The organism is Burkholderia puraquae, assembly GCF_002099195.1.
GTDB classification, from domain to species: Bacteria; Pseudomonadota; Gammaproteobacteria; order Burkholderiales; family Burkholderiaceae; genus Burkholderia; species Burkholderia puraquae.
This window is the reverse complement of sequence record NZ_NBYX01000001.1, coordinates 99,517-124,228: the sequence shown is the minus strand read 5'-3', so window position 1 is coordinate 124,228 and position 24,712 is coordinate 99,517. Positions and strand designations below refer to the sequence as shown.

Below are 24,712 nucleotides of genomic sequence, written 5' to 3'. Positions count from 1 at the left end.
ACGGCTCAGACCGTCGCGACCAGCAGCTCTTCCGCGTTGTTCGGCGGCCGCAGGCCGTCGGTACGATCGGCGAAATAGCGGCGCGTCAGTTCGGCCGCGGATACGTGCGCGGCTTGCGCGAAGCCGGCCTCGCGCGCGAGCGCCTGGATCTGCGCCGGCATGAAGAAGCTGATGAACGGCGTGCCGCTGGCGCGCGCGCCCTTCGCGGCCATCTCGAGGCCCGGACGCACGTCCGGATCCGCATTCTCCAGCGGCAGCAGGAACGTCATCGCGAGCGTCGAGCCCGGCGCGAGCGACGCGACCTCGCGCAGCGCGGCCGCATTCGCTTCGCGCGTCAGATACATGCTGACACCGGTGGACACCACGACGGCCGGCTTGCCGGCATCGAAGCCCGCGCCGACGAGCGCCGCGCGCCACGACTGTTTCGCCTCGAAATCGACCGGCACGAAGCGCAGCCAGTCGGGCACACCGAAGCCAAGCTCGACCAGGCGGCGCTGCTTCCAGGCCTGCGGCGCAGGCGGGTCGACTTCGAAGACGGTCACGCGCGACGCCATGTCGGGCCGACGCTGCACGAAACTGTCGAGCCCCGCGCCGAGGATCACATACTGGCTCACGCCGCGCGCGGCCTGCTCGACCACCAGATCCTCGATGAAGCGCGCCCGCGCGACGATCGACGCACGGAACGGCCGCGTGAACTGCGGATCCATGTCGCCGCGCTGCTGCCAGCCGGGTTCCGGTGCGAGCAGTTGCAGCCCGACTTCGTCGGCGAGTACATGCGGCGGCGCGTCGAGTTCGACGTGCAGTGCGCGCCACAGCGCGACGCGTGCGGCCGTGCTGTCGGGAGCGCTTTCGCGGGTATCGGTCATGGCCGCCTCACGCGCCCTGCTTGCCCGGCGCCTGCAGACGCCACACACGGCCGTCCGGGTCGCGCACGGTCATGTCGCGCGTGCCCCAGTGCGTGTCCTCGAACGGCGTGACGACGTCGACGATCGGCTGCGGCTGCACCGCCTGTTCATCCGGCACCTTGAGCACGACCTGCATGCCCGGCGTCTCGCCCGGCGGCACTTCGGCGATGAACAGAAAGGGGCCGTCGCCGCTGCGCAACTGGCCCGAGTGGTGATCGGTTTCAAACTCCAGCGTAAATCCCAGTGCCTGAAAGAACTTCGCCGACTTGCCCCAGTTGTGCGTCGTCAGGTACACGGCTTCGACTCGCTCGGATGACATGTCACTCCTCCTTGGTGAACGGCCCCGCGCCCGGCGGCGGCGCGGCCAGGTACGCGCGCAACGCGTCGGCCACCAGCGCGGACAGCGATTGCTCCGTTTCGATGGCGCGATGCTTGACCTGCCGGATCAGGCCGAGCGGCAGGTACACGTTGAATTGCTTCACTTCTTCGTCGGTCATGGGAGCTAGTATGCTAGCAATCTAGCAAATGTCAACCACCGGCGCGGCCCATGTGTGCGGGCCGCCATTGACTATCGTAAGTGCGCGTTACGTCGCGGCGCGCGCCGCCAGCCGCGCGAACAGTGCGTCGAGATCGAATCCCGTCGTGTCGATGCCGATCGTGTCGCGCAGGCACGCGCCCCAAGCGGTCGCATCGTCGAACGTGACGGTACGCCCGGCGCCCGCCGCATCGCGAATCGTCAGCGTGGTGTTGCGCAGCGCCGCGCGGCCGTCCGGCAGCACGCGGCATGCGATCAGGTTGTGCAGGAAGATCGATTCGGGATACGTCGACGTGAACCAGTTCGCGGCGTCGTAATCGATCCATTCGACCCGCTTGGGCTGGAAGCGGTAGGTGGTCTGCCAGCCGTCGGGCGTCTCGATCTGCATCTCGAATTCACCGTCGACCGGCGCGGCGACGACGCGGAACGCGCCATGCGGCGTCAGTTGCCGCTCGTCCGGCACGAAACGCAGCGGCGCAGTCAGCGTCGCGCTGCCGAAGCCGATGTCCGCGAGCCACGCCGCGCCGTCGAGATCGATGCGCAGCAGCATGTGCGTATGCGCGGTAGCGACTTCCGGCGGCAGCATCCAGCGCACGCGCGCGATCATCGGCGTCACGCGAAAGCCGATCGCCGTGAGCGCGGTGTAGAACAGCTTGTTGAGTTCGAAGCAGTAGCCGCCGCGGCGATGCGCGAGCACCTTGTCGACGATCGACGGCAGGTCGAGCGGCACGCGCGCCCCGGTCAGCGGATTGAGGTTTTCGAACGGAATCGCCTGCGGGTGCAGCAGATGCAGCCGGCGCAGCACGTCGAGCGTCGGCTCGACCGGGCCGTCGTAGCCAATGCGGGAGAAATAGCGCGAGAGGTCGAACGAGTCTGTCATGAACCTGCACCGAAAAAAGGGACACGCCACGATAGCATCGCGCGGAATCCCCATGTTGGGCGGGGCTATCTTCTTCGTTGCGCGCGATGCCGGCACCGTATCGCGCGCAGCCCCGCGCAACGTTACGGCAGCAGCTTCAGCGCGGACGATGCGACCGACGGCACCGAGATGCCCTGGCTCGTCGCGAACTGCACGGCCTGACTGAGCGTCGTCGCGAGCGACTGCAACTGGCCCGGCGCGCTTTGCGCGATATACGACGCAGCCTGCATGTTCTGCGGATTCAGGCCCGACTGCAACAGCGACGCCGCGCTCGTCGAGCCGAGATTACCGAGCCCCGACTGCAGCTGCGAATACTGCGTGAGCCCCTGCCCGAGCGACGCGAGGCCGTTGCTGAACGCCTGCTTGTCGATCGGCCCTTGCGTCGCGCCGCCGCTCGCGAATGCCTGGCCGAGCGCCTGCGACACCGATTGCTGCGCGCCGCCCATCTGCGACAGCGCGGCCGGCGTCAGCGCATCGCCGCCGGCCAGCTGGCTCGCGGCCTGCTGCGCCTGCCCGGCCGCGCCGGTGAGCCCCATCGCCGACGCGAGCGAAGACTGGCCGGCCAGCACCTGCTGGTTCGCGCCGACATAGGCCTGCAGCAATTGCGCGACACCACCCTGTGCAGGCGCGGCCTGCTGTTGCCCGCCGCCGCCGAGCAGCGACGCGCCGAGCGACTGCAGGTCGAGCTGCGCATGCGCGGCGCTGCTTGCCAGGATGCCGAACGCGATGCCTGCCGAGGCCAGGTACCGGCCCGTCACGCGAATCTGCTTCATGTGTTTCCCTCGTGCCCGAATTGTTGAGGCCGATATTGTCGAAGCGCGCCGCGCGCGGCTGCAACGACTGAAACACATCGAAACGAAATCACGCGGCGCGGTTGCTTGCAATTCCGCGACCGGCAGACGTAGTCTCGTGGATTCGTCCACGTTTGCCGTGCGATGCCGCGCGTGTACCGGCATTCGTTCTCCGGTCGCGTCAATGCCGGCGGCTTCCGGTCTTTGTATGCGGCACGGCAAAACACATCGCCGCCGGGTGTCAGGTTCGGCGATCAAAACAAAGCGGGCGGCTCGCGCCGCCCGCTTCGTCATCCTGCTGCCGGCTGTCGACCGGCCGCGACGTTATGCGGCCATCCACGCCGGCAGGCGCTGGCCGACCCAGTCGGCCGCCTGCTCGTAGCCGCGCGCGAGCTGCAGCACGGCGAGATCGGCGCGCGGGCGCCCGATCAGCTGCATCCCCATTGGCAGTCCCGCGTCGTTGAAGCCGACCGGCACGTTGATCACCGGGCAGCCGGCCAGCGTCCACGGCACGACCGTTTCCATCCAGCGGTGGTAGGTATCCATCGCGCGGCCCGCGATCTCCTTCGGCCAGCGCTGGTCGACGTCGAACGGGAACACCTGCGCGGTCGGCGCCGCGATGAAATCATAGCGGTCGAAGAAGCTCAGCACGGCCTGATGCCACGCGGTGCGCTCGACGCTCGCGTCGAACACGGCCGCGCCCTGCATCGCGAGCAGCCCTTCGACCTCGTAGATCGCCTCGGGCTTGAGCAGCGCGCGGCGTGCCGGGTCGCGATAGTGCGCAAGCAGCCCGCCGCCGGACAGCAGGTGCCGGTGCGCGAGCCACAGGCGCCAGATCCGGTCGGGCGCGAACGAAGGCAGCGCGGCATCGACGTCGCAGCCGATCTCGCGCAACGTCGCCAGCCCCCGTTCGCACAGCGCGAGCACGCCGGCCTCGGTGGCGAGATAGCCGTTCCAGTCGCCGACCCATGCGATGCGCTTGCCGCGCAGGTCGGCGTCGAGCGGCTGTGCGAACACGGCCGGATCCTCCGCGAGCGACAGCGGATCGTTGCGGTCGTAGCCGGCCTGGATCGCGAGCAGTTGCGCGACGTCGCCGACCGTGCGGCCCATCGGCCCTTCAATGCCGAGCTGCTGCACGAACACGTCGACGCCCGGCCAGCGCGGCACGCGGCCCTGCGACGGGCGGAAGCCGTAGATGTTGCAGAACGCGGCCGGATTGCGCAGCGAACCGCCGAAATCGCTGCCGTCCGCCACCGGCAGCATCCGCGACGCGAGCGCCGCCGCCGTGCCGCCGCTGCTGCCGCCCGCGCTCTTCGTCAGGTCGTACGGGTTGTGCGTCGCGCCATAGACCTCGTTGAACGTGTGCGAGCCGAGCCCGAATTCGGGCGTGTTGGTCTTGCCGATGAAGATCGCGCCGGCCGCACGCATCCGCGCAACGCCCACGGAATCGGCCTGCGGCACGTTCTCGCGGAAGATCGGCGAGCCGTAGGTCGTCCGCAGCCCCTTCGTCATCGCCAGATCCTTCGGCGCCTGCGGCATCCCGTGCATCCAGCCGTGGTACTCGCCGCGCGCCAGCGCAGCATCCTTTTCCGCGGCTTCGGCGAGCAGCGCGTCGCGATCGCGCAGCGCGACGATCGCGTTGACCGCGCCGTTCACGCGCTCGACGTGATCGAGGTACGCGCGCATCGTCTCGACGCACGACACGGCCTTGCTGCGGATCGCCGACGCGAGTTCGCCCGCCGACAGGCGCACGATCGGGTCGACGGGGATGGAAGCGGGAGCGAGAAGCTGCGGGGCGCCGTGCGGCATGCGGAGTCTCCTGGAATCGGAAGGGAATGGCGGGCCGCATGGCGGCGGTCGCTCCCGAACCGGCCGGGGCGGCCGCGCCGCGGCCGATGCACTACTCTACGCGACGCCGGATCGGCGACCTCCGATATTTTCCGGCGCAATTCATTGCGGTTCCGACTAAATCGGGGCGGTGGGCCACGCTTCGCGCGCGCCGCCCCGGCCGATGAAATCGTTTATGCGCATAAATTTAAATTTCTTATATTTCTATTAGGCGCGGCATGAGGCGGCGTGCGTTAACGACATTTTTACGCGGTCGCCCGTTCTCTTTAGATCGTTCGGCCCGGCGGCGCGCTACGCTGGAATCATCTCGTTCCCTGGACAACGTTCATGCTCAAGCTGCTGGTTCCGGTCGGCCACTCTCCCCGCTCGCTTCAGGCGGTTCGCCACGCGACCTTCCTGTATCGCGAACGGTGCGCGTCGGAGATCGTGCTGATCAATGTGCAGGCGCCGCTCGAGTCGACGCGGCTCGAGGCCTACCATCCGCTGTCGCGGCTGCGTTCGATCGAGGAAAAGTTCGCATCCGACGATCTGGCGATGGCCGAGCGGATCCTGCAGGAAGCCGGTGTCAAGTACAGCGTCGTGATGAAGGTGGGCCCGGTGGCCGATACGATCGCGTCCGTCGCGGCCGAGACGGGGTGCGACGAGATCGTGGTGGTCGCGCCGCGGCACGATCCGTTGCACGCGCTGATGTCGATGTTCCGCCGCAGCGTGATGGGCCGGCTGGTGCGGATTTCGAATGTGCCGGTCACGGCCGTGCAATGACGGGATGACGCGCCGCAGCGCGTCGAGGGCTATTTTCTGAAGAGTCGCAGGTTTGCACCCGCGACGAACGGACAAGCAATGCAGCACGTGTACGGATTGCTGCTCACACGTGTACCGCGCCTTCGCACAGCGCTTACTTGATGACCTTGCGCCAGAACACGAAATAGGCGGCTGCCGACGATGCAACGAGCAGGATGGCCCACATCGGGGCGAGGCTGATCAGGACGGAAGAGACGTTAAGCATTTGGATTCCTCACTATTTCGATAGCGATGTTCAACACGCACCTGCTTGCCGGAACCGATGCATGCCTCTGCGATCTCGTTCCGTCAAATCATGCATTCATGCTATCGCCTTGAACGGCCGCGCGACCGCCCCCTCCCGCCCGTACCCTGACATTCGTCAAACTCGCGCGAATCGCGCGCCTGTCACGCTGAAAACCGCCGCGCGAATGACTCGCCGAACTTCCGGTTTCGCCTGCCAGCCGCATTGAAGCCACCCCCTCGTTCCGAACGCAAAACGCGAAAAACGGGACAGGATCACCCCGCCCGGCCGCGTTTCAGCAGACGTTTACCGGGGGAACCCCCAAGTGCTTCGTCGAACGGGTCCGCGTTACGCTTGAGCGACGAGGAGACGAACCATGAGACGAGCCGTACATATCGCTGTTTTCGCATTGCTGGCGTATCTCATCGGCGATCGCGCGATCCTGCATGCGCAGGGCCGCGACACCAGCCCGCTTGCGTGCGAACAGGGCGCCGCGCAAGTGAAGGTCGACGCGCTCGGCCGCGGCTTCGGCGAAGCAGCCGCCAGCAGCCAGAGCGAGGCGTTCATGTCGGGCTGCCTGGTGACAGGACGCGGCAACCAGGACGTCGCGCTGGCGAACCGCTGACGGGCGTCCGGCGATGTTCCGGTCGCGACCGGGTCACGACGGCTGAACCGGAGCCGCGCGCGCCCGCCCGCGTCAATTCCCGCCTTTTCGATCGATATTGCGACGCATGTCACAGTCCGGACGGCGGCCACACCGAACGTCCGCATGTGACCTGCATCGTCGCGGAGACGACGCGTCGACATCGGCTCGACCGGGGCATCCTTGCCGTATGGCACGCACCAGTCGATCAACTGGCCGAATTTCCGGCCCGCGGATCGAAACCCCGCTTCATTTGCAACGGCACCCCACCCAAAGATGAGCCATCCGCACACCGAGTTGATCCAGCGCTTCTACACCGCCTTCCAGCAGCGCGACGTCGACGCGATGCTCGCCTGCTATGCCGATGACGTCGTGTTCAGCGATCCCGCATTCGGCGAACTGCACGGCGACCTCGCACGCGACATGTGGCGCATGCTGGTCGCGCGGGCACAGGACTTTTCATTGACGTTCGGCGATATCGACGCGGATCAACAGGCCGGGCGCGCCAAGTGGATCGCCCATTACCGCTTTACCGCGACCGACCGGATGGTGGTCAACCGGATCGACGCACGATTCCGGTTTCGCGACGGACGCATCGCCGAGCATCGCGACAGCTTCGACCTGTGGCGCTGGGCGCGTCAGGCGCTGGGACTGAAAGGCGCCCTGCTCGGCTGGACGCCTTTCGTGCAACGCGCGATCCGCGCACAGGCACGGAAGAATCTCGACGCGTATCGCGCCAGGCGGAAATAGCACACACCGTCATGGCTTCATCGTGGCGTTGATCGGGTCGCAGGCCATGTCCGGCCGAATGCCGCCCGGGTTCTTGAGCCCGTTTTTGCGATACCCGCTTTCGTCGGCTTCGGGAGGCGGGCCGGCGAGCCCGACGCGCCCTTTTCCGTAGCGATAGGTCGCGGCCCAGGCGCGCCTCATCAACACGTCCGAAAACCCCAACTCCCCCGTGCCACCACGCTTTCCCTCGCCCCGAGTCTCAACTCTTATATAAGACATAAGACATTTGACGTCAAAGAGCATTGAGATTAGAATCCCGCTGCAAAGCAGTGCCTGGAACAGCCCCGGAGTGCCGGCAAGGCCTTCCCCTCAAACGCAATATCAGCAGGTCTCCCCATGCTTGAAAACTTTCGTGCTCACGTGGCCGCCCGCGCCGCGCTCGGTATTCCTCCCCTGCCGCTGACGGCTCAGCAGACCGCCGAACTGGTGGAACTGCTGACGAACCCGCCCGCCGGCGAAGAGCAGACGCTGCTCGACCTGATCACCCATCGCGTGCCTGCGGGCGTCGACGAAGCCGCCCGAGTGAAGGCCGGCTTCCTGGCCGCCGTAGCCAAGGGCGAGACCGTCTGCCCGCTGATTTCGCGCGAACGCGCCACCGAACTGCTCGGCACGATGCTGGGCGGCTACAACATCCAGCCGCTGATCGAGCTGCTGTCCGATGAAGCCGTGGCTGCTGTCGCCGCTGACGCACTGAAGAAAACCCTGCTGATGTTCGACCAGTTCCATGACGTCAAGGAACTCGCCGACAAGGGCAACGCGCATGCGAAGGCCGTGCTGCAAAGCTGGGCCGACGCCGAATGGTTCACGAGCCGTCCGGAAGTGCCGCAAAGCCTGACCATCACCGTGTTCAAGGTAACCGGCGAAACCAACACCGACGACCTGTCGCCGGCCCCGGACGCCACCACCCGCCCGGACATCCCGATGCACGCGCTGGCGATGCTGAAGAACGCGCGCCCGGGCATCACGCCGGAAGAAGACGGCAAGCGCGGCCCGGTCAAGTTCATCGAATCGCTGAAGGAAAAGGGTCACCTGGTCGCCTACGTGGGCGACGTGGTCGGCACCGGCTCCTCACGCAAGTCGGCCACCAACTCGGTGCTGTGGTTCACCGGCGAAGACATCCCGTTCGTCCCGAACAAGCGCTTCGGCGGCGTGTGCCTCGGCGGCAAGATCGCCCCGATCTTCTACAACACGATGGAAGATGCCGGCGCGCTGCCGATCGAGCTCGACGTGTCGCAGATGGAAATGGGCGACGTGGTCGAACTGCGCCCGTACGAAGGCAAGGCGCTGAAGGACGGCAACGTGATCGCCGAATTCCAGGTCAAGTCCGACGTGCTGTTCGACGAAGTGCGCGCCGGCGGCCGCATTCCGCTGATCATCGGCCGCGGCCTGACCGCGAAGGCGCGTGAAGCGCTGGGCCTCGCGCCGTCGACGCTGTTCCGCCTGCCGCACCAGCCGGCCGACAGCGGCAAGGGCTTCTCGCTCGCGCAGAAGATGGTCGGCCGTGCATGCGGTCTGCCGGAAGGCCAGGGCGTCCGCCCGGGCACCTACTGCGAACCGAAGATGACCTCGGTCGGCTCGCAGGACACCACGGGCCCGATGACCCGCGACGAACTGAAGGATCTGGCGTGCCTCGGCTTCTCGGCCGATCTCGTGATGCAGTCGTTCTGCCATACGGCCGCGTATCCGAAGCCGGTCGACGTGAAGACGCACCAGACGCTGCCGAACTTCATCAGCACGCGTGGCGGCATCGCGCTGCGCCCGGGCGACGGCGTGATCCACTCGTGGCTGAACCGCATGCTGCTGCCCGACACCGTCGGCACCGGCGGCGATTCGCACACGCGCTTCCCGATCGGCATCAGCTTCCCGGCAGGCTCGGGCCTGGTCGCGTTCGCGGCCGCTACCGGCACGATGCCGCTGGACATGCCGGAATCGGTGCTGGTCCGCTTCAAGGGCAAGATGCAGCCGGGCGTCACGCTGCGTGACCTCGTCAACGCGATTCCGCTGTACGCGATCAAGCAAGGCATGCTGACGGTCGCCAAGCAAGGCAAGAAGAACATCTTCTCGGGCCGCATCCTCGAAATCGAAGGCCTGCCCGACCTGAAGGTCGAGCAAGCGTTCGAGCTGTCGGACGCGTCTGCCGAGCGTTCGGCAGCCGGTTGCTCGGTCCACCTGAACAAGGAACCGATCATCGAGTACCTGAACAGCAACATCACGCTGCTGAAGTGGATGATCGCGCAGGGCTACCAGGATCCGCGCAGCCTGCAGCGCCGTATCGAAGCGATGGAGCAGTGGCTGGCCGACCCGCAACTGCTGTCGCCGGATGCCGACGCCGAATACGCGGCCGTCATCGAGATCGACCTCGCCGACATCCACGAGCCGATCGTCGCATGCCCGAACGACCCGGACGACGTGAAGACGCTGTCGGACGTCGCAGGCGCGAAGATCGACGAAGTGTTCATCGGCTCGTGCATGACCAACATCGGTCACTTCCGTGCCGCATCGAAGCTGCTCGAAGGCAAGCGCGACATCCCGGTCAAGCTGTGGGTCGCACCGCCGACCAAGATGGACCAGAAGCAGCTGACCGAAGAAGGCCACTACGGCGTGTTCGGCACGGCCGGTGCACGTACCGAAATGCCGGGCTGCTCGCTGTGCATGGGTAACCAGGCACAGGTGCGCGAAGGCGCGACGGTCATGTCGACGTCGACCCGTAACTTCCCGAACCGCCTGGGCAAGAACACGAACGTGTACCTCGGCTCAGCGGAACTGGCGGCCATCTGCTCGCGTCTGGGCAAGATCCCGACCAAGGAAGAGTACATGGCCGACATGGGCGTGCTCAGCGCGAACGGCGACCAGATCTACAAGTACATGAACTTCGACCAGATCGAAGACTTCAAGGAAGTGGCCGACACCGTGCAGATGTAAGCACGCGGAGCGGGCTGCGGCGGGCGGTCGACGTCGCAGCGCCACGCAATGGCGTCGCAGGCTGAATGCCGGCGGCGCCATTTTTTTATGCGGCGCCGACAGGTGACCGCTGCCCGGTCAGTCGTAAAGCGCGTAAAGCCGCTCGGCCACATCGAACGGCAAGCCTTCGTCGTACCCTTGCGCATCGTCGAGATCGACATACTCGCGGCCGTTCGTCGGCTGCAGCATCAGCGCCGGCACCGGCCGCGCGACCGGTACGTCCGGGTAGTCGTTCGGGCCCGCACCTTCGAAGTCATGCGGATCGAACCAGATCCCGTGATCGGCGTAATAGCCGTCGGCATAACGCTGCTCGATTTCGCGCAACAGCCGGAACGTGTCCCGTTGATACGACCCGTCACCCAGGTCGCTTTCGTTCGCGTACTGCACGAACCACGCGGCGCCGAGATTCCAGTAGATCAGCAGCGCGGTGGCGCGATCGATGTTGCGGTTGTCGAGCAGCCAGCGCAGCGCGCGCCCGTTGCCGTCGTAATTGGAGCGCGCGGCGAACCGGTGCCATTGCTCGGGCGTTGCGCCCTCGAGCCAGGTGCGGACGATATCCCACGCCTTTTGTTCGATGTCGGAATCACTCATGATGGCGCCCACGTGGAAGGGTGAATGGCGGAAAAGCGTCGAATGACCGGCGATCGTTGTTCCGCCCGGTTGTGCTCGTCGAAGTGGATGCGGCCGCGATCGCTGCTGCCGCGAAGTCATCCAACGACGGCCGCGTCACGCGCGCCGGTCGCTCGCGAGCAGCCCGTACAGCGCGCTGTCCGACACTTCGTCGCCGACGATCCAGCGCTCGCGCAGCACCCCTTCCCGCGCGAAGCCGAGCCGTTCGAGCAGCCGCGCCGACGCGACGTTGCGCGGGTCGATATCGGCTTCGATCCGGTTCAGCCGCAGCGTGCCGAACGCGTGATCGATCACGGCCGAAGCCGCTTCGCGCATGTACCCGCCGCGCCAGTACTGGCGCCGCAGGCTGAAGCCGATCTCGGCGCGCCGGCATTGCTCGTTCGCATGGAACAGCACGCATTCGCCGAGCGCCTCGCCGGTTTCCCGCCGTTCGAGCACGCAGACCAGGTCCTGCCCGCTCGCGGACGTCTTCAGGTTGCGCGCGACGCGCTCGATCGCCTGTTCGATATGTGTCATCGGCGAGAACGAGAAATAGCGCATCGCTTCCGCATCCGACCAGATCTCGAAGAAGGCGTGCGTGTCGGCTTCGCGCAGCGGCCGCAGAACGAGGCGGGACGTATCCAGCGTGACGGGTTCGAACAAGGGCATGGCGACAGTCGGTCGAAAACGGAATCGTGAATTAGAACACGCAAGCCGCAAGTCGGCCATTTCGTGCACTCGCACGCCGCGCCCCACCGCGGCAACCGGGGCGCCGCAAAACAAAAAGGCCCAGACATCGCCCGGGCCTCTTCACTTCATCCGTTACCGCCGCCCGCGCTTACGCTTCAAGCGCCTCCAGCACCTTCCCCTTCGTCTCGATTCCGACGAAGTGCACGGTCACTGCTGCGATCAGCGGCACGATACCGATCAGGTAGAACGCCGGCGCGAGGTTGCCGCCGATGATCGCGTGCGGCACGATCATCGGCGCGGCGAACGATGCGATCTTCAGCCATGCGCTGCCGAGCCCGCAGCCGGACGCGCGGATGCTCGTCGGATACTGTTCCGGCGTATAGACGTACGCCGTGATGAAGCCCGATGCCATCAGCCCCAGCGACAGCGAGCAGAAGATCGCGACGACATACACCGAAGAAGCGTGATAGACGCCCGCAAGCGCCAGCGACAGCGCGCACAGCACGAACGACCACACGATCACCGGCTTGCGGCCGAGCTTGTCGACGAGCAGCGCGGAGGCCAGCGACCCGAGCACGCCCATCACCGAGCCGATCACCGCGAGGTTCAGCGCGAGTTGCAGCGGCGCGTGATAGAAGTTCTTGTAGATCGTCGGCAGCCACGTCGACAGCCCGTACTGGATGAACCCGCAGGTCGCCCACAGCGTCGCCACCGCGAGTGTGCGCTTGCGATACGCGGCGCTGAACAGGTCGCTCATCCGGCGCTTCGGGTGCTGGCGCACCATCTCGTCGAACGCGGCCACCTGCGTGACCGGCGGCAGTTCGCCGCGCACCGACGCCTCGAACACGCCGACCGCACGCCCGGCTTCCGGGAGCCGCCCGCGCGATGCGAGCCAGCGCGGCGACTCCGGCACGAGGCGCGTCAGCACGAGCGACAGGATCAGCGGCAGCCCGCCGACGAAGTACATGATCTCCCAGCCGAAGCGCGGCACGAGCCACGCGCCGAGCGCCATCGACACGAGCAGGCCGATCGGGAACACGATCTCGTACAGCAGCACGAAGCGGCCGCGGCCATGTGCGCGCGTGATTTCGTTGATGTACGTCGCAGCAACCGGCAGCTCGCCACCCAGGCCGAGCCCCTGCAGGATCCGCAGCAGTACGAAGATCTCGAACGTCGGCGCGAAGCCGCACGCGATGCTCGTGATGCCGATCACGGCCGAGCTCCACGCGATCGCCTTCACGCGGCCGTGCTTCTCCGCCAGCGCGGGAAACAGGAAGGCGCCGATCAGCTGGCCGATCGCGCCGGATGCGATCAGCAGGCCGATCTGCGTCGGCGACAGCCCCCATTTGTGAATCAGCAGCGGCAGCGTCGCCGCGATCGTGATCACGTCGAAGCCGTCGAAGAACGTCGCGGTGCCGATCAGCACGCGCGCGCGGATCTGCATCGCGTTGGCCGGAAGCCGCTCGAGCCGCGCGATGATCGCGCCGGGCGTGGAAGCGGCAGCTTCCATCGTGGCGCGACCGGCCACGACGTTGTCGAAAGTGCTCATGCGGGGTGTCTCCTGTGTCTCGTCGCCCGGTCAGGCCAGTGTCTTGCTCGTGTCTGCCAGGACTTCCGTATCCACTGCCCGGCCCTGGTTCATCCACTTGCGCGCGAGCTTCAGCTCACGCGCGTTGTTGACGGCGATGACACCTCTCACATGCCCTTCGCCCACGAAAAACAGCGTCGCGCGTCGCGCGGCAAGCTCGCCGCGCACGACGAGCTGCGCATCGGCCGGCAGATCGCCGAGGATCTGCAGGTTCACGTCGTACTGATCGGACCAGAACCACGGAATCTCCGCGTACGGCACGCGCATGCCGAGCACGGCTTTCGCGGCCGCAATCGCCTGGTTCTGCGCATTGGCCCACGATTCGAGCCGCACGCGCCGCTTCAGCCAGCCGTTGTGATGGTTCGCGACGTCGCCGCACGCGAAGATCGCCGGGTCGCTCGTCGCGCCGTATTCGTCGACGACGATGCCGTCGTCGATGGCCAGCCCCGCATCGCTCGCGAGCGACGCATTCAGCGCGAGGCCGATGCCGGCCACCGCGAAATCGGCGTCGATCGTCGTGCCGTCGGCGAGCGTGGCGCGTACCTTCGACGCGTCGTCCGGCTGCGCGTCGAGCGACGCGAGCGCCGCGCCGAGGCGCACGTCGACGCCGTTCGCGCGATGCAGGTCGAGCAGGAAATCCGACACGATCTGCGGCACCGAGCGGCCGCACAACCGCGGCGCGCCTTCGACCACGACCGCTTCGACGCCGAGCTTGCGCGCGGTCGCCGCGACTTCGAGGCCAATCCAGCCGCCGCCGATCACGAGCACGCGCTGGCTCGCGCGCAGCTTCTCGCCGAGCGCGGCTGCTTCGTCGAGCGTGCGCAGGTAATGCAGGTTCGGTGTCTTCACGAGCGCGTCCGGCAGGCGGCGCGACGTGCCGCCGGTCGCGATCACGAGGCGGTCGTATTCGATCTCGCGGCCGCTTTCGGTTGTCACGACGCGGCGCGCACGGTCGATCGATGCGGCGCGTTCCGGCTGCCATGCTTCGACGTTCAGCGCGTCGAATTCGTCGGGACGCACGACGCGCACGGTTTCGATGTCGGCATCGCCGGCCAGCACGGCCTTCGACAGCGGCGGGCGCTCGTACGGCAGATGCGGTTCGTCGGCGATCATCACGAGACGGCCCGCAAAGCCTTCCGCGCGCAGCGTCTTCAGCACCCAGCCGGCGGCCTGGCCGCCGCCGATCACGACGACCGTGCCGGGCGCTGCCTGCTCCTGTGTGTTCCCTTCGCTCACGATTTGCGCTCCGTCATGAACTTGCCTTCCGGCGCCTTCGCGTTCTTCTGCCGGCGCGTGTTGCCGTCGAGGCCGCCGTCGACGGCCCACTCGGCGAACACGGTCGGGCCCGGCTCGAATTCGCGCGGCTGCCACTCGGGCGTCAGCATGTCTTCGTCCGCGTAGTACTCGATCAGGCCGCCGGCCGGGTTCTGGAAGTACCAGAAGTACGCGGACGACACCGGGTGCCGGCCCGGGCCGAGTTGCGTTTCCCAGCCGCAGCGGTCGATGTGCATGCCGCCGCCGAACACCTCGTGGATGTCGCGCACGGTGAACGCGACGTGGTTCAGGCCGCGTTTGCCGTTCGGCAGCGCGAGCAGGAACAGGTCGTGGTGGCCGCCGTGCGGCGCGCAGCGCATGAACGCGCCGCGGCCCGGATAACGGTCGGACGTCTCGAAGCCCAGCAGCGCGTGATAGAACTTTTCCTGCGCGTCGAGGCAGTTCGTGAAGAACACGACATGCCCGACCTCGACCGGCTCCGCACGCGCATAGATCGGGCTCGGCTGGTCGACGCGCAGCGTCCGGCCCCACACGTTCGACGGCGAGCCCGTGATGTCGAGTTCGCGCTTGCGCGTGACTTCGACACGGATCGCCATCCCGTTCGGGTCGATGCAGCCGACCGCATCGTCCTGTGCGTAGTAGCCGGGCTGGCCGGCGAGCTTCGTGCGCAGCGCGTCGAGCTCCTGCTGCGTCGCGACGCCCCACGTGACTTCACGCAGAGTCGGGCCCGCCTCGAATGCGGGCGGCAGCGCCGGATCGTCGGCCTTGACGGCCAGCACGGTGCAGCCGTTCAACGTCTCGAAGCGCGCGCGCGTGTCGTCGTGCGCGACTTCCTTCATCCCCCAGTCGGCGAAAAAGCGCCGGCAGGTCGCGAGGTCGTCGACACCGTACGTGATCTGCTCGATTCCCAAGATGCTCATTGCGTCATTCCCCTTCGCTCAGTTCGCCCACGGCAGCGGCGCGTCGTTCAAGCCCCAGTAGAGGCTCTTCTGCTGCATGTACTCGCGGATGCCGAGACGCCCCTTCTCGCGCCCCATCCCGCTCTCCTTCCAGCCCGAGAACGGCGTGGAGATCGAGAACAGCTTGTACGTGTTGATCCAGACGGTGCCCGTCTCCAGCGCTCGCGCGATGCGCCAGGCGCGCTTGTAGTCGCGCGTCCAGATGCCGGCCGCCAGGCCGAACACGCTGTCGTTCGCCTGCGCGATCAGCGACGCTTCGTCGTCGAACGGCATCGCGACGAGCACCGGGCCGAAAATTTCTTCCTGGCAGATGCGCGCGCTATTCGGCAAGCCTTCGAGAATCGTCGGCTGATAGAAGAAGCCGTTCTCGCGCCCGTCGCCCGACGGTCGCTCGCCGCCGCACAGCAGGCGGCCGCCTTCCTCGAGACCGAGCGCGACGTAGCGCTCCACCGATTCGCGGTGCTTCGCGGTGATCAGCGGCCCCATCTGCGTGTCGGGCCGCGTCGGGTCGCCCACGCGCAGCTTGCGGGCGCCGGCCACCAGGCGTTTCATGAATTCGTCGTACACCGCGCGCTGCACGAACAGCCGCGAACCTGCGATGCACGCTTCGCCCGACGAACTGAAGATGCCGTACAGCACGCCGTTGACCGCGTGATCGAGATCGGCGTCGTCGCAGACGATCGTCGGCGACTTGCCGCCGAGTTCGAGCGACACAGGCATCAGCTTCTCGGCCGCGATGCGCGCGATGCCGCGGCCCACTTCGGTGCCGCCAGTGAACGACACCTTCTTCACGAGCGGATGACGCACGAGCACGTCGCCGATCACGGAGCCCTTGCCCGGCAGCACACTCAGCACGCCCCTCGGCACGCCGGCTTCCTCGCAGATGCGCGCCAGCGCGAGCGACACGAGCGGCGTGACTTCGGCCGGCTTCAGCACCACCGCGTTGCCGCCGGCCAGCGCCGGCGCGAGCTTCTGCGCATCCGACGCGATCGGCGAATTCCACGGCGTGATCGCCGCGATCACGCCGATCGGCTCGTACACGCTCATCGTCAGGTAGTCGCCGCGCGACGGCGTCAGTTCCTCGTCGAGCGTTTCGAGGCACGCCGCGAAATAGCGGAACGTATTCGCGGCGCTCGCCACCAGCACGCGCGTCTCGCCGATCGGCTTGCCGTTGTCGCGGCGCTGCAGGTTCGCGAGCGCCTCGTGGCGCTGCATGATCAGATCGGCGATGCGGTACAGCACCTGCGCGCGCAGATGCGGCTTCAGCCCGGCCCAGTCGGCGCGGCGCCAGGCGGCGTCGGCAGCCTCGACGGCGTCGGCCGCGTCTTCCGCGCTCGCGGTCGACACTTCCATGTTCAGCGACTGGTCGGCCGGATAGATGCTCGCGTAAGGCGCGCCACGGCCGCGCCGCCATTCGCCGCCGATCAGGATGTTGCCGTCGGGTACGAGGCTCGTATCGAAAGGAGTCATGTCACAAGTCCCACAAATCTGTCTCTGCACGTCCGCCCTCGCCGTGGCGCGGGCGGACATTCAATGGCCCGGTCAGATCACGCAGCGGGCCGCGCGGTTGCGCAGCGCGCGGATCGCGCTGTACGCCGTCAGCGCGGACGTCTTCGGGTTGTCGGGCAGCGGCTTGCCGCTCATTTCCAGCGACATCTCGCCGAATGCGCCGCGCGCCGTGATGCGGTGCACGTTGCGCGCGACGGCCGGATCGGCGATCAGGCGCACGTGCGTCGCATCGAGTCCGAGGCCCGCAAGCGCGACGGTTGCCGCGACGTTCGCGTTCTTCGGATACAGGCGCGCGGCATCGCGCGCGCTGCCTTCGAAGATCACCTTTTCCTCGGTCATCGCGCGCAGGTCGCACAATGCCTCGGCGGGCGTGCCGAGCCAGCCGAGCGGCGGCTTGCGGCCCACGTACAGCACTTCGTCGAGGCCGCCCTGCTTCGCGGATGCCAGCGCATCGATCCCGCCGATCGCGCCGGACAGCAGCGTCACCGTCGCGTTGCCTTCGTCGGCCGCCTGTGCCAGCACGTCGAGCAGCGCGAGATCGGACAGCGCGCCGATCGACGCGACCGCGCAATCGGTGCCGGCCCTCAGCAGCGGCACGACGTGATCGACGAGCGCGCTGTGGCCCGCGCATTCGAGCGCGAATTCGGGGCGGCGGGCCAGTGCGTCGACCGACGACACGACCTCCACCGCGCCGCCCAGCACGCCCTGCACCGCCGCGCGCTGGTGTTCCGGCACGATCACGTGCGCGACACGCAGCGACGCATCGTGCTCGACCGCGTGGTACACGGCCGCGCCGATCGCACCGAAGCCGATCATCGCGACGTCGACGGGTGCGTGCCCGCGTGCGTGTCCGTTACGCATATTGCCGCTCCGACGGCTCTTCCTTCTTCACCGGCGGGCCCGCGAAGTTCGATGCGAACGAGCCGACCGACAGCATGTCGACCTCGACCATCACCGGGCCTTCCTTCGCGATCCCTTCGCGCACGATCGCTTCGGCCTGGTCGAGCGACGTGATTCGGTAGTGCGTGAGGCCGAAGCTCGCGCAGAACTGCGCGAAATCGGGCTGGTGCAGCTGCACGAAGCAGCGGCGGCCGCCGTACTGCGCGTCCTGGATGTTGCGGATCACGCCATAGCACTGGTCGTTCATCAGCACGATCATCACGTTCGCGTTTTCCTGCACGGCCGTCACGAGCTCGCCGACGTTGACCATCAGGCCACCGTCGCCGACCAGGCAGACCGTCTTCGCGGCCGAGCCGGCCAGCGCCGCGCCGATGCCCATCTGGATGCCCTGGCCGATGCCGCCGCCGAGCGCATGCACGCCCGAGCGCGGCTCGAAGATCTTCAGCAGGCGGTTGCCCCACGTACTATTCGAGATCGTCACGTCGCGCACCCAGTTGTAGTCGCGGCCGATGGCGCCCTGCAGCGTGTCGACGAGCTGCTTGTACGGCCCGAGGCCCTTCGACACGTCGGCCACCGCCTGCTCGCGGGCTGCCGCGAGATCGGCCGCGAACTGCGGGTCGACCGACAGGCGGCCTTCGAGCTGGTCGGCCAGCTCGGCCAGCACGCGCTTCGAATCGCCATGCACGAACAGCTCGTTGCGATAGCCGCGGTTGTCGGCGAGCGCGTCGGCATCGACGCGGAACAGCGGCTGCGGCAGCGCGAGCTTGTACTTCAGCGTTTCGTTGCCGCGCAGGCGCGAGCCGACGACGACGAGCGCGTCGCAGGTCTTGTAGAACGCTTCGACGGACGCGTGCACGTTGAACGCGCCGAGCGTCGCCGGGTGATCCTCGGGCAGCACGCCGCGGCCCTGCACGCTCGTCACGACGCCGAAGCCGAGCTTCACGAGGCGTTCGACTTCCTCGCGTGCGTGGCGCGCGCCGCCGCCGAGCCACAGCAGCGGGCGGCGCTTGGCCGCCAGTGCATCGGCGAGCTTCGCGACGCGTGCGGCGTCGTGCTCGCGCACCGCAACGTGTGCCGGAGCGAGATCTTCCGGCCATTCGATTTCGGCGGCCTGGATGTCGATCGGAATTTCGACCGACACGGGGCCCGTCGGCGCTGTTTGCGCGATGCGCACGGCTTCGCGGATCGTCGGCAACACGGTTTCGACGGTACGCACGCGGAATGCGGCCTTCGAAATCGAGTCCAGCATCGACAACTGGTCCGGCGCTTCGTGGATGTACGCGAGATCCTGGTCGAGGTACGGCGTCTCGATCTGCCCCGTGACGTGCAGCAGCGCAGTGCCGGCCGTCAGCGCCTCGACCATCGCGCCGGCCGCGTTGCCGGCCGCCGTGCCCGTGCTCGTGAAGGCGACGCCGAGGCCGCCCGACACGCGGGCCAGGCCGTCGGCCATGTTCAACGCGCCGGCCTCGCCGCGCGCGCCGACATACCGGATGTTGCCGCGCGAGTTGATCGCGTCGAGGATCGGCATGTTGTGGATCGAGATGACACCGAATGCGGTCTTCACGCCGCACTGCTCGAGAAAGGCGGCAATCAGCTCGCCAACCGTGGTTTTTTCAGACATGGCGTGCAAAGCCTCCAGAAACGTCGATATGGCTGCCCGTCGTGTAGGACGACAGATGCGTTGCGAGATAAAAGAGTGCCCAGGCGGCCTCGTCAGGCTTGCCGAAGCGGTTCAGCGGAATGTTCTTCGTGCGGGCGAGCGCGCCCGTCCAGTCCTCCCAGCTTTCGCCGGCCTGCGCCTGCGCTTCGTAGCGGCGGCGCCACTGGCCCGACTCGACGATGCCGATCAGGATCGAGTTCACGCGGATGCGCTGCGGCGCGAGTTCGGTCGCGAGCGACTTCACGAGGCTCAGCACGCCCGCGCGCGCCGACGACGTCGCGACCATGTGCGGCTCCGGCTGCAGCGCGAGCAGCGAGTTCACGCAGGTGATCGTCGGCGCCTGCGCGTCGCGCAGCAACGGCAGGAACGCGCGTGTCGGGCGGATGATGCTGAAGTACTTCAGTTCGAGTTCTTCGCGCCATGCGTCGTCGGCCGTGTCGGCGAAGGTCGACACGCGGCCCTGGCCGGCGTTGTTGACCAGCATGTCGGCGCGGCCGAAGCGTGTCGATACCGCTTGTGCGAACGCAGCCACATCGGCTTCGTCGAGCACGTCGCAACGTGCGGCGAGCAGTCGCGCGCCCGGGTATTTTTCAACGAGCATCGCTTCGGCACGTGCGAGACGGCCGCCGTCGCGGCCGCAAATCGCGACCGACGCGCCTGCCTGCAGGAACCGTTCGGCGGTCGCGAGCCCGATGCCGGACGAACCGCCCGTCACCACCGCCACCTGCCCGGCCAGATCGATCTCAATCATGTCGTCGGTCCTCGCCGGGCCGCCCCAAGAGGGCCGACAGCCCCCCCGGGGGGCAGTGAGCAAAGCGAACGTCGGGGCACTTCGTTAATCGCCGGGCCGCCCCAAGAGGATTGACCGCCCCCTCGGGGGGCAGCGTGCGTAGCATGCGTGGGGGTCTCATTTCAATCCTAAAGCCTTGAGAAACGTGTGCTCGTCATCCGAGCGGTAATTGAGCCGCCGCGACAATTCCGCCGCCGCGCGCTGCACCTTGTCGATCAGACCGTCCGCGATCAGCGCCGCGTCGATTTCCGGCCGCGGCACCGTCACCGTGATGCACGCGACGATCTTCTGCGTCTCGTTGCGCACCGGCGCCGTGACCACCGAGATGCCGCGCTCGAACGACGAGTTGCTGACGCCGTAGCCGCGCAGCGCATCTTCGCGGATCACTTCGTACAGCGCGTCGACCGTTGCCGGCGTCGCGTTCGTCATCCGGTTCAGCGCGCCTTCCGGATACAGCGCCTGCAGCTCCTTCAACGACAGGTCGCCCATCAGCACGTGGCCGTGCGTCGTCGCATGCGCGGGCAAGCGCGTGCCGACGTTCACGCGGATCGAGCTGAACACCGGCGCCTGGCTCTGCGCCTTCGCGACGAACACCACGTCGCGGCTGTCGCGAATCACGATGTGCGTCGTGAAGCCGGTCGCATCGCGCAGGCTCTCGATCACGGGCAGGCCGAGATCGGTCAGCTCCAGCGAGCTCAGGTATTCGAAGCCGAGCCGCAGCACGGCGATGCCGAGCTTGTAGTTGCGATCCTTGTCCGCGCGCTCGAGGAAGCCGAGCGATTCGAGCGTCTGCAGCAGGCGGAACACCGTCGTGCGCGGAATGCCGAGCCGCTTCGACAGCTCGGGCGCACCGAGCACGGGCTCGCGCGGCGAGAATTCCGCGAGAATCCGCAGCCCGCGTTCGAGGCCGGGCACCACGTAGCTGGCTTCGGATCTCGCGTGTTCGGATTCGTGATTTTTCAGCGGTTCGCTCATGCCAGCCCCCGCTGTTGGTCGCACTGACGGCAGAACGTGTCGATCAGTGCGGAATAAACGGCCGGTGCCTCGACATAGCCGGCATGACCGGCTTGCGGAATCACCTGCAGCCCGACGTGCGCGGCCGCGGCGATCCGTTCGCACGCGGCGGGCGGCGTGATCGCGTCGTTCGCGCCGACGGCCACGGCCGTGCGGCCGCGAAAACCGGCGAGATCGGCCGCGAGATCGGCGTTCGCGAGCAGATGCGTGGCTTGTGCATAGCCGGCCGGCACGATGCGCGCCATGTTCCAGCGCACCCATGCACGCGCATCCTCGTTCGCGAAACCGGACAGCATGTTGCCGCTGCGCTGCTCGGCGAGCCCGGCCGGACCGAGTTCCGCGAGCATCGCGAGCCGCGCGTCGCGGCGCGATTCGCGCGTGTCGGCCGGTGCGCTGCCGTAGCCGCCCGCAGGCGACACCAGCAGCAGTCCGGCGATCCGCGCGGGCATCACGCGGGCGAGGCCGCCCGCGATGATCGCGCCGAGCGAATGCCCGACCAGCACGCAGCGTTCGATGCCGAGCGCCTCGAGCCACGCGTTCAGCGATGCCGCGTAATCGGCGGCGGCCGGCGACGCGCCGTGCACGGGCGTCGACACGCCGTAACCGGGCGCGTCCCACGCGAGCACGCGGCGCGACGCGCCAAGCGTGTCGAGTTGGCGGACCCAAGATGCGGCGCCCGAGCCGATGCCGTGCAGCAGCACGACGGGCAGCGCACGGCCCGCACGCTGCGCGCCGGCCTCGCCTGCGCCAGCCTCGCGGTAGCCGATCGTGCCCGCCGCGCCGGCCGCGCAACGCTGCTCGGGAAACTGCCCGAGCAGCGCGGCGAACGCCGCGGTGCGGTCGCGTTCACGTTTGTCGATGACACTCATTGCTTCACCTGCTCCGTCTCAACGCTTGATCTTCGCGAGCGGCGAATCGGGCGGATACGTCGGCGTGATCGGCTTCGGCGAACCGAGCATCACGCACATCAGCGCGTCTTCCTCGCCGATGTTGATTTCCGTGCGATACACGCCCGGCGGCACCGAGATCAGGTCGCGCTCGCCGAGGACCGCTTCCCACGTCTCGCCGTCGCGCTCGCAGATCACCTTCATCTTGCCGCGCAGCACGAAGAAGATTTCTTCGACATCCATATGGATGTGGCTCGGGCCGATATTGCCGGCCGGGATGACCATCGTCGAGAACGTGAAGCCACCGGCCGGCACCGTGTTGACGTCCTTCGCGACGCCCGTGCCGCCCGTGCCGACGTAACGCATCTGCGCACGGCGGTACTTCGGGTCGTAGTCGGCCTGGAACTTCAGCGCGTCCCAGTCGTAGCGACGTGTCGCATAGCGCGCCACGCGCCCTTCCATCCAGTCGTTGAAGCTTGCGCCTTCCGGCTGGTCCCACGACTTGCGTTCGAGATCGGCGTCCGCCATCGTCCTCTCCTTCATTCGGTGTGAAAACTTCAATTCATTACGAAGCCGCCGTTCACCGGCAGCAGTTGACCCGTCACGAAGCGCGCGCCGTCCGACAGCAGGAACAGCACGGGGCCCGTTACGTCGTCGGGCACCTGGGCACGCGTCAGCGCGCGGCCCTGCATGTAGAACGCGTGGCGCTCGGCCGGCACGTAGGCCGTCGCCTCGACTTCGGTGAGCCCCGGTGCGATCGCGTTGACCGTCACGCCGTGCGCGCCGAATTCGCGCGCCTGCGCATGCGTCATCGCGATCACCGCGCCCTTGCTCGCGACGTACGCGAGCAGCTTCGGCGCGCCCCACAGCGCGGTGTCCGACGCGAGGTTCACGATCGCGCCGCGACCCGACTGCGCGAGGTACGGCAGCGCTGCATTGCTGACGAGCCACACGCCGCGCACGTTCACGTTCATCACGGCGTCCCAGGTCAACACGTCGAGCTCCGTCGACAGCTTTCCGCCCGAGTTCGTGATCGCCGCGTTGTTGATCAGCGCATCGATGCCGCCGAGCGCTGCCGCGCCCTGCGCGACGAACGCCGCGACGCTCGCCGGATCGGCGAGATCGAGCGCGAAGAAATGCGCGACGTGGCCGGCTTGCGTGAGCTGCGCGGCAAGTGCGCGGCCTTCGTCGGCCAGCACGTCGCCGAACGCGACCTGCGCGCCCGCGTCGACGAGCGCCTTCACGAACGCCGCGCCGAGCCCGCGCGCGCCGCCCGTGACGAGCACGCGGCGCCCCGGGAGCGACACGACCGGAGTGCGCTCAGCCATTCGCGGGCTCCGCTGCGGCCTGCGCCGCGCGATGCGTGTCGAGCGCGGAAAGATGCTCCTGCGCACGCTGGCGCAGCATCCGGCGCACGCGCGTGATGCCGACGTCGTGCTGGTACAGGTATTCGTGATCGCGCGCGTGCGGCGCGAGGCTTTCGAGGACGTAGCGGTCCTGCTCGAGCACATCCCAGTGCAGGCCCTCGAGGCGGTTGCGGTACATGAAGCGCCACACGTCGCGCTGCCAGCCGCTGACCTTGCGGGTGCGCCAGAAGTAGACCTGGCAGTTGTCGCCGTCGACCGGCGTCGCGAAGCCGATGATCCCGAAGTTGCCGCCCGGGCCGAACTTCTGCTTGTACGGAATCGCAAGGCGCATCCACAGGCAACCCGTTTCGCCAAGCTCGACCCAGTCGAAGTTCACGTCGCGCTGGCCGATCTTCTCGAACATCAGGCCCGTTTCCGTCTTGCGCACGCGCATGTCGGCCTGCTTGTCGCCTTCGGCCATCGAGTGCGACGTCGCATGCAGGTACGCGCCGTGCATCGGGTCCATCACGTTGTCGATCGCGTACTGGTAATTGCACTTCCAGTTCGATACGCACAGGAAGTGGCCGTACTCGTCGGCGACCAGTTCCTCGGGCAGGTTCAGCGGCGCCGGCTCGCCGTGCGCTGCGTCGCCGAACCACAGGAAGATCGCGCCGGCCTTCTCCTCGACCGGATACGACTTCACGCACTTCGTGCCTTCGAGCGGACAGTTCGACACCGCCGGCACGCGGTTGACCGTGCCGCCGCCGTCGACTTCGATGCCGTGATACCAGCACGCGATGTTGCCGCCGAGGTTCCAGCCGAGCGACAGGCGCGCGCCGCGGTGCGGGCAGCGATCCTCGAGCGCGTGAACCTTGCCGTCGTGATCGCGCCACAGCACGATCTGCTCGGACAGCCGCGTGAGGCCGACCGGTGCGTTCGACACCTGCCAGCTCGGCGCGACGGGATACCAGTAGTTCTTGATGCCGCGGTCGAGATAGTCACGGACCGGGTCGTGTTGGACTGCGTGTTGTACGGGGGACGTCATCAGTGTGCTCCGGATGCGGTTGTCG

At 67.4% G+C, this 24,712-nt stretch carries 25 protein-coding genes; 4 read left to right on the top strand and 21 right to left on the bottom strand.

The window, feature by feature from the left end; all coding sequences use genetic code 11:
* Window positions 1-5: 5 nt before the first annotated feature.
* The 6 genes from B7G54_RS00575 to B7G54_RS00550 all read right to left on the bottom strand — a co-directional run bounded on the left by B7G54_RS00575 (window position 6) and on the right by B7G54_RS00550 (window position 4,959).
* A complete protein-coding gene (locus B7G54_RS00575) occupies window positions 6-866 on the bottom strand; it encodes a class I SAM-dependent methyltransferase (RefSeq protein ID WP_085037272.1) in 861 nt (286 codons plus the stop codon).
* 7 nt (window positions 867-873) lie between these two features.
* Window positions 874-1,224 carry a VOC family protein gene (locus tag B7G54_RS00570; protein WP_085037271.1) on the bottom strand — a complete coding sequence of 117 codons (351 nt, stop codon included), beginning with the start codon at window positions 1,222-1,224 and terminating at the stop codon, window positions 874-876.
* Window position 1,225: 1 nt separating this feature from the next.
* Window positions 1,226-1,402 carry a ribbon-helix-helix domain-containing protein gene (locus B7G54_RS00565; RefSeq protein WP_085037270.1) on the bottom strand — a complete coding sequence of 59 codons (177 nt, stop codon included), beginning with the start codon at window positions 1,400-1,402 and terminating at the stop codon, window positions 1,226-1,228.
* Between the two features lie 87 nt (window positions 1,403-1,489).
* Complete coding sequence (locus B7G54_RS00560; protein ID WP_085037269.1) at window positions 1,490-2,320, bottom strand: arylamine N-acetyltransferase family protein; 831 nt, start codon at window positions 2,318-2,320, stop codon at window positions 1,490-1,492.
* Window positions 2,321-2,442: 122 nt separating this feature from the next.
* Window positions 2,443-3,132 carry a hypothetical protein gene (locus tag B7G54_RS00555; RefSeq protein ID WP_085037268.1) on the bottom strand — a complete coding sequence of 230 codons (690 nt, stop codon included), beginning with the start codon at window positions 3,130-3,132 and terminating at the stop codon, window positions 2,443-2,445.
* 342 nt (window positions 3,133-3,474) lie between these two features.
* Window positions 3,475-4,959, bottom strand: coding sequence for an amidase (locus B7G54_RS00550; protein ID WP_085037267.1), 1,485 nt, complete (start codon window positions 4,957-4,959; stop codon window positions 3,475-3,477).
* Window positions 4,960-5,325: 366 nt separating this feature from the next.
* Here B7G54_RS00550 and B7G54_RS00545 point away from each other — a divergent pair, with 366 nt between their 5' ends.
* The 3 genes from B7G54_RS00545 (at window position 5,326) to B7G54_RS00535 (ending at window position 7,415) form a co-directional block, all read left to right on the top strand.
* On the top strand, window positions 5,326-5,760 hold the full coding sequence (locus B7G54_RS00545; RefSeq protein WP_085037266.1) for a universal stress protein: 435 nt from the start codon (window positions 5,326-5,328) through the stop codon (window positions 5,758-5,760).
* Window positions 5,761-6,398: 638 nt separating this feature from the next.
* Window positions 6,399-6,647, top strand: a complete 249-nt coding sequence (locus B7G54_RS00540; RefSeq protein WP_039344123.1) for a hypothetical protein — start codon at window positions 6,399-6,401, stop codon at window positions 6,645-6,647.
* Window positions 6,648-6,941: 294 nt separating this feature from the next.
* Complete coding sequence (locus tag B7G54_RS00535) at window positions 6,942-7,415, top strand: nuclear transport factor 2 family protein (RefSeq protein WP_085037265.1); 474 nt, start codon at window positions 6,942-6,944, stop codon at window positions 7,413-7,415.
* A 9-nt stretch (window positions 7,416-7,424) separates the two neighbouring features.
* On the opposite strand, the gene B7G54_RS00530 is transcribed toward B7G54_RS00535, so the two are convergent.
* Window positions 7,425-7,595, bottom strand: coding sequence for a hypothetical protein (locus tag B7G54_RS00530; protein WP_244289231.1), 171 nt, complete (start codon window positions 7,593-7,595; stop codon window positions 7,425-7,427).
* Between the two features lie 195 nt (window positions 7,596-7,790).
* On the opposite strand from B7G54_RS00530, the gene acnB reads away from it, so the two are divergent.
* Complete coding sequence (gene acnB / locus B7G54_RS00525; protein WP_085037264.1) at window positions 7,791-10,376, top strand: bifunctional aconitate hydratase 2/2-methylisocitrate dehydratase; 2,586 nt, start codon at window positions 7,791-7,793, stop codon at window positions 10,374-10,376.
* A gap of 117 nt (window positions 10,377-10,493) precedes the next feature.
* On the opposite strand, the gene B7G54_RS00520 is transcribed toward acnB, so the two are convergent.
* The 14 genes from B7G54_RS00520 to B7G54_RS00455 all read right to left on the bottom strand — a co-directional run bounded on the left by B7G54_RS00520 (window position 10,494) and on the right by B7G54_RS00455 (window position 24,687).
* A complete protein-coding gene (locus B7G54_RS00520) occupies window positions 10,494-11,006 on the bottom strand; it encodes a DUF4274 domain-containing protein (RefSeq protein WP_085037916.1) in 513 nt (170 codons plus the stop codon).
* Window positions 11,007-11,141: 135 nt separating this feature from the next.
* Entirely contained in the window at window positions 11,142-11,693 is a 552-nt protein-coding gene (locus B7G54_RS00515) for a GNAT family N-acetyltransferase (protein ID WP_085037263.1), read from the bottom strand.
* A gap of 169 nt (window positions 11,694-11,862) precedes the next feature.
* Window positions 11,863-13,263, bottom strand: a complete 1,401-nt coding sequence (locus tag B7G54_RS00510) for an MFS transporter (RefSeq protein ID WP_085037262.1) — start codon at window positions 13,261-13,263, stop codon at window positions 11,863-11,865.
* Window positions 13,264-13,293: 30 nt separating this feature from the next.
* Window positions 13,294-14,538 carry an NAD(P)/FAD-dependent oxidoreductase gene (locus B7G54_RS00505; protein ID WP_085037261.1) on the bottom strand — a complete coding sequence of 415 codons (1,245 nt, stop codon included), beginning with the start codon at window positions 14,536-14,538 and terminating at the stop codon, window positions 13,294-13,296.
* Window positions 14,535-15,497 (bottom strand): VOC family protein, encoded by a 963-nt coding sequence (locus tag B7G54_RS00500; RefSeq protein ID WP_085037260.1) that lies wholly within the window; start codon window positions 15,495-15,497, stop codon window positions 14,535-14,537. The genes B7G54_RS00505 and B7G54_RS00500 overlap by 4 nt, the downstream gene beginning before the upstream one ends.
* An 18-nt stretch (window positions 15,498-15,515) precedes the next feature.
* The gene (locus B7G54_RS00495; RefSeq protein WP_085037259.1) at window positions 15,516-17,006 is read right to left on the bottom strand and encodes an aldehyde dehydrogenase; all 1,491 of its coding nucleotides are present in this window, start codon (window positions 17,004-17,006) and stop codon (window positions 15,516-15,518) included.
* A 72-nt stretch (window positions 17,007-17,078) separates the two neighbouring features.
* Window positions 17,079-17,906, bottom strand: a complete 828-nt coding sequence (locus B7G54_RS00490) for an aspartate dehydrogenase (protein ID WP_085037258.1) — start codon at window positions 17,904-17,906, stop codon at window positions 17,079-17,081.
* Window positions 17,899-19,566, bottom strand: a complete 1,668-nt coding sequence (locus tag B7G54_RS00485) for a thiamine pyrophosphate-binding protein (RefSeq protein ID WP_085037257.1) — start codon at window positions 19,564-19,566, stop codon at window positions 17,899-17,901. The genes B7G54_RS00490 and B7G54_RS00485 overlap by 8 nt, the downstream gene beginning before the upstream one ends.
* The gene (locus B7G54_RS00480; protein ID WP_085037256.1) at window positions 19,559-20,356 is read right to left on the bottom strand and encodes an SDR family oxidoreductase; all 798 of its coding nucleotides are present in this window, start codon (window positions 20,354-20,356) and stop codon (window positions 19,559-19,561) included. Before B7G54_RS00480 ends, B7G54_RS00485 begins: the two co-directional genes overlap by 8 nt.
* A 156-nt stretch (window positions 20,357-20,512) precedes the next feature.
* Window positions 20,513-21,370: an IclR family transcriptional regulator gene (locus B7G54_RS00475; protein ID WP_085037255.1), complete on the bottom strand. Its 858-nt coding sequence runs from the start codon at window positions 21,368-21,370 to the stop codon at window positions 20,513-20,515.
* Window positions 21,367-22,278: an alpha/beta fold hydrolase gene (locus B7G54_RS00470; protein ID WP_085037254.1), complete on the bottom strand. Its 912-nt coding sequence runs from the start codon at window positions 22,276-22,278 to the stop codon at window positions 21,367-21,369. The genes B7G54_RS00475 and B7G54_RS00470 overlap by 4 nt, the downstream gene beginning before the upstream one ends.
* An 18-nt stretch (window positions 22,279-22,296) precedes the next feature.
* Window positions 22,297-22,824 carry a cupin domain-containing protein gene (locus B7G54_RS00465; protein ID WP_085037253.1) on the bottom strand — a complete coding sequence of 176 codons (528 nt, stop codon included), beginning with the start codon at window positions 22,822-22,824 and terminating at the stop codon, window positions 22,297-22,299.
* Window positions 22,825-22,853: 29 nt separating this feature from the next.
* Complete coding sequence (locus B7G54_RS00460) at window positions 22,854-23,624, bottom strand: SDR family oxidoreductase (RefSeq protein WP_085037252.1); 771 nt, start codon at window positions 23,622-23,624, stop codon at window positions 22,854-22,856.
* Entirely contained in the window at window positions 23,617-24,687 is a 1,071-nt protein-coding gene (locus B7G54_RS00455) for an aromatic ring-hydroxylating dioxygenase subunit alpha (protein ID WP_085037251.1), read from the bottom strand. The genes B7G54_RS00460 and B7G54_RS00455 overlap by 8 nt, the downstream gene beginning before the upstream one ends.
* Window positions 24,688-24,712 lie beyond the last annotated feature (25 nt).

Excerpts from the sequence above, each read along its gene's own strand:
- B7G54_RS00575 (WP_085037272.1), bottom strand. The coding sequence starts at position 866 with ATGACCGATACCCGCGAAAGCGCTCCCGACAGCACGGCCGCACGCGTC.
- B7G54_RS00570 (WP_085037271.1), bottom strand. The coding sequence starts at position 1,224 with ATGTCATCCGAGCGAGTCGAAGCCGTGTACCTGACGACGCACAACTGG.
- B7G54_RS00565 (WP_085037270.1), bottom strand. The coding sequence starts at position 1,402 with ATGACCGACGAAGAAGTGAAGCAATTCAACGTGTACCTGCCGCTCGGC.
- B7G54_RS00560 (WP_085037269.1), bottom strand. The coding sequence starts at position 2,320 with ATGACAGACTCGTTCGACCTCTCGCGCTATTTCTCCCGCATTGGCTAC.
- B7G54_RS00555 (WP_085037268.1), bottom strand. The coding sequence starts at position 3,132 with ATGAAGCAGATTCGCGTGACGGGCCGGTACCTGGCCTCGGCAGGCATC.
- B7G54_RS00550 (WP_085037267.1), bottom strand. The coding sequence starts at position 4,959 with ATGCCGCACGGCGCCCCGCAGCTTCTCGCTCCCGCTTCCATCCCCGTC.
- B7G54_RS00545 (WP_085037266.1), top strand. The coding sequence starts at position 5,326 with ATGCTCAAGCTGCTGGTTCCGGTCGGCCACTCTCCCCGCTCGCTTCAG.
- B7G54_RS00540 (WP_039344123.1), top strand. The coding sequence starts at position 6,399 with ATGAGACGAGCCGTACATATCGCTGTTTTCGCATTGCTGGCGTATCTC.
- B7G54_RS00535 (WP_085037265.1), top strand. The coding sequence starts at position 6,942 with ATGAGCCATCCGCACACCGAGTTGATCCAGCGCTTCTACACCGCCTTC.
- B7G54_RS00530 (WP_244289231.1), bottom strand. The coding sequence starts at position 7,595 with ATGAGGCGCGCCTGGGCCGCGACCTATCGCTACGGAAAAGGGCGCGTC.
- acnB (WP_085037264.1), top strand. The coding sequence starts at position 7,791 with ATGCTTGAAAACTTTCGTGCTCACGTGGCCGCCCGCGCCGCGCTCGGT.
- B7G54_RS00520 (WP_085037916.1), bottom strand. The coding sequence starts at position 11,006 with ATGAGTGATTCCGACATCGAACAAAAGGCGTGGGATATCGTCCGCACC.
- B7G54_RS00515 (WP_085037263.1), bottom strand. The coding sequence starts at position 11,693 with ATGCCCTTGTTCGAACCCGTCACGCTGGATACGTCCCGCCTCGTTCTG.
- B7G54_RS00510 (WP_085037262.1), bottom strand. The coding sequence starts at position 13,263 with ATGAGCACTTTCGACAACGTCGTGGCCGGTCGCGCCACGATGGAAGCT.
- B7G54_RS00500 (WP_085037260.1), bottom strand. The coding sequence starts at position 15,497 with ATGAGCATCTTGGGAATCGAGCAGATCACGTACGGTGTCGACGACCTC.
- B7G54_RS00495 (WP_085037259.1), bottom strand. The coding sequence starts at position 17,006 with ATGACTCCTTTCGATACGAGCCTCGTACCCGACGGCAACATCCTGATC.
- B7G54_RS00490 (WP_085037258.1), bottom strand. The coding sequence starts at position 17,906 with ATGCGTAACGGACACGCACGCGGGCACGCACCCGTCGACGTCGCGATG.
- B7G54_RS00485 (WP_085037257.1), bottom strand. The coding sequence starts at position 19,566 with ATGTCTGAAAAAACCACGGTTGGCGAGCTGATTGCCGCCTTTCTCGAG.
- B7G54_RS00480 (WP_085037256.1), bottom strand. The coding sequence starts at position 20,356 with ATGATTGAGATCGATCTGGCCGGGCAGGTGGCGGTGGTGACGGGCGGT.
- B7G54_RS00475 (WP_085037255.1), bottom strand. The coding sequence starts at position 21,370 with ATGAGCGAACCGCTGAAAAATCACGAATCCGAACACGCGAGATCCGAA.
- B7G54_RS00470 (WP_085037254.1), bottom strand. The coding sequence starts at position 22,278 with ATGAGTGTCATCGACAAACGTGAACGCGACCGCACCGCGGCGTTCGCC.
- B7G54_RS00465 (WP_085037253.1), bottom strand. The coding sequence starts at position 22,824 with ATGGCGGACGCCGATCTCGAACGCAAGTCGTGGGACCAGCCGGAAGGC.
- B7G54_RS00460 (WP_085037252.1), bottom strand. The coding sequence starts at position 23,624 with ATGGCTGAGCGCACTCCGGTCGTGTCGCTCCCGGGGCGCCGCGTGCTC.
- B7G54_RS00455 (WP_085037251.1), bottom strand. The coding sequence starts at position 24,687 with ATGACGTCCCCCGTACAACACGCAGTCCAACACGACCCGGTCCGTGAC.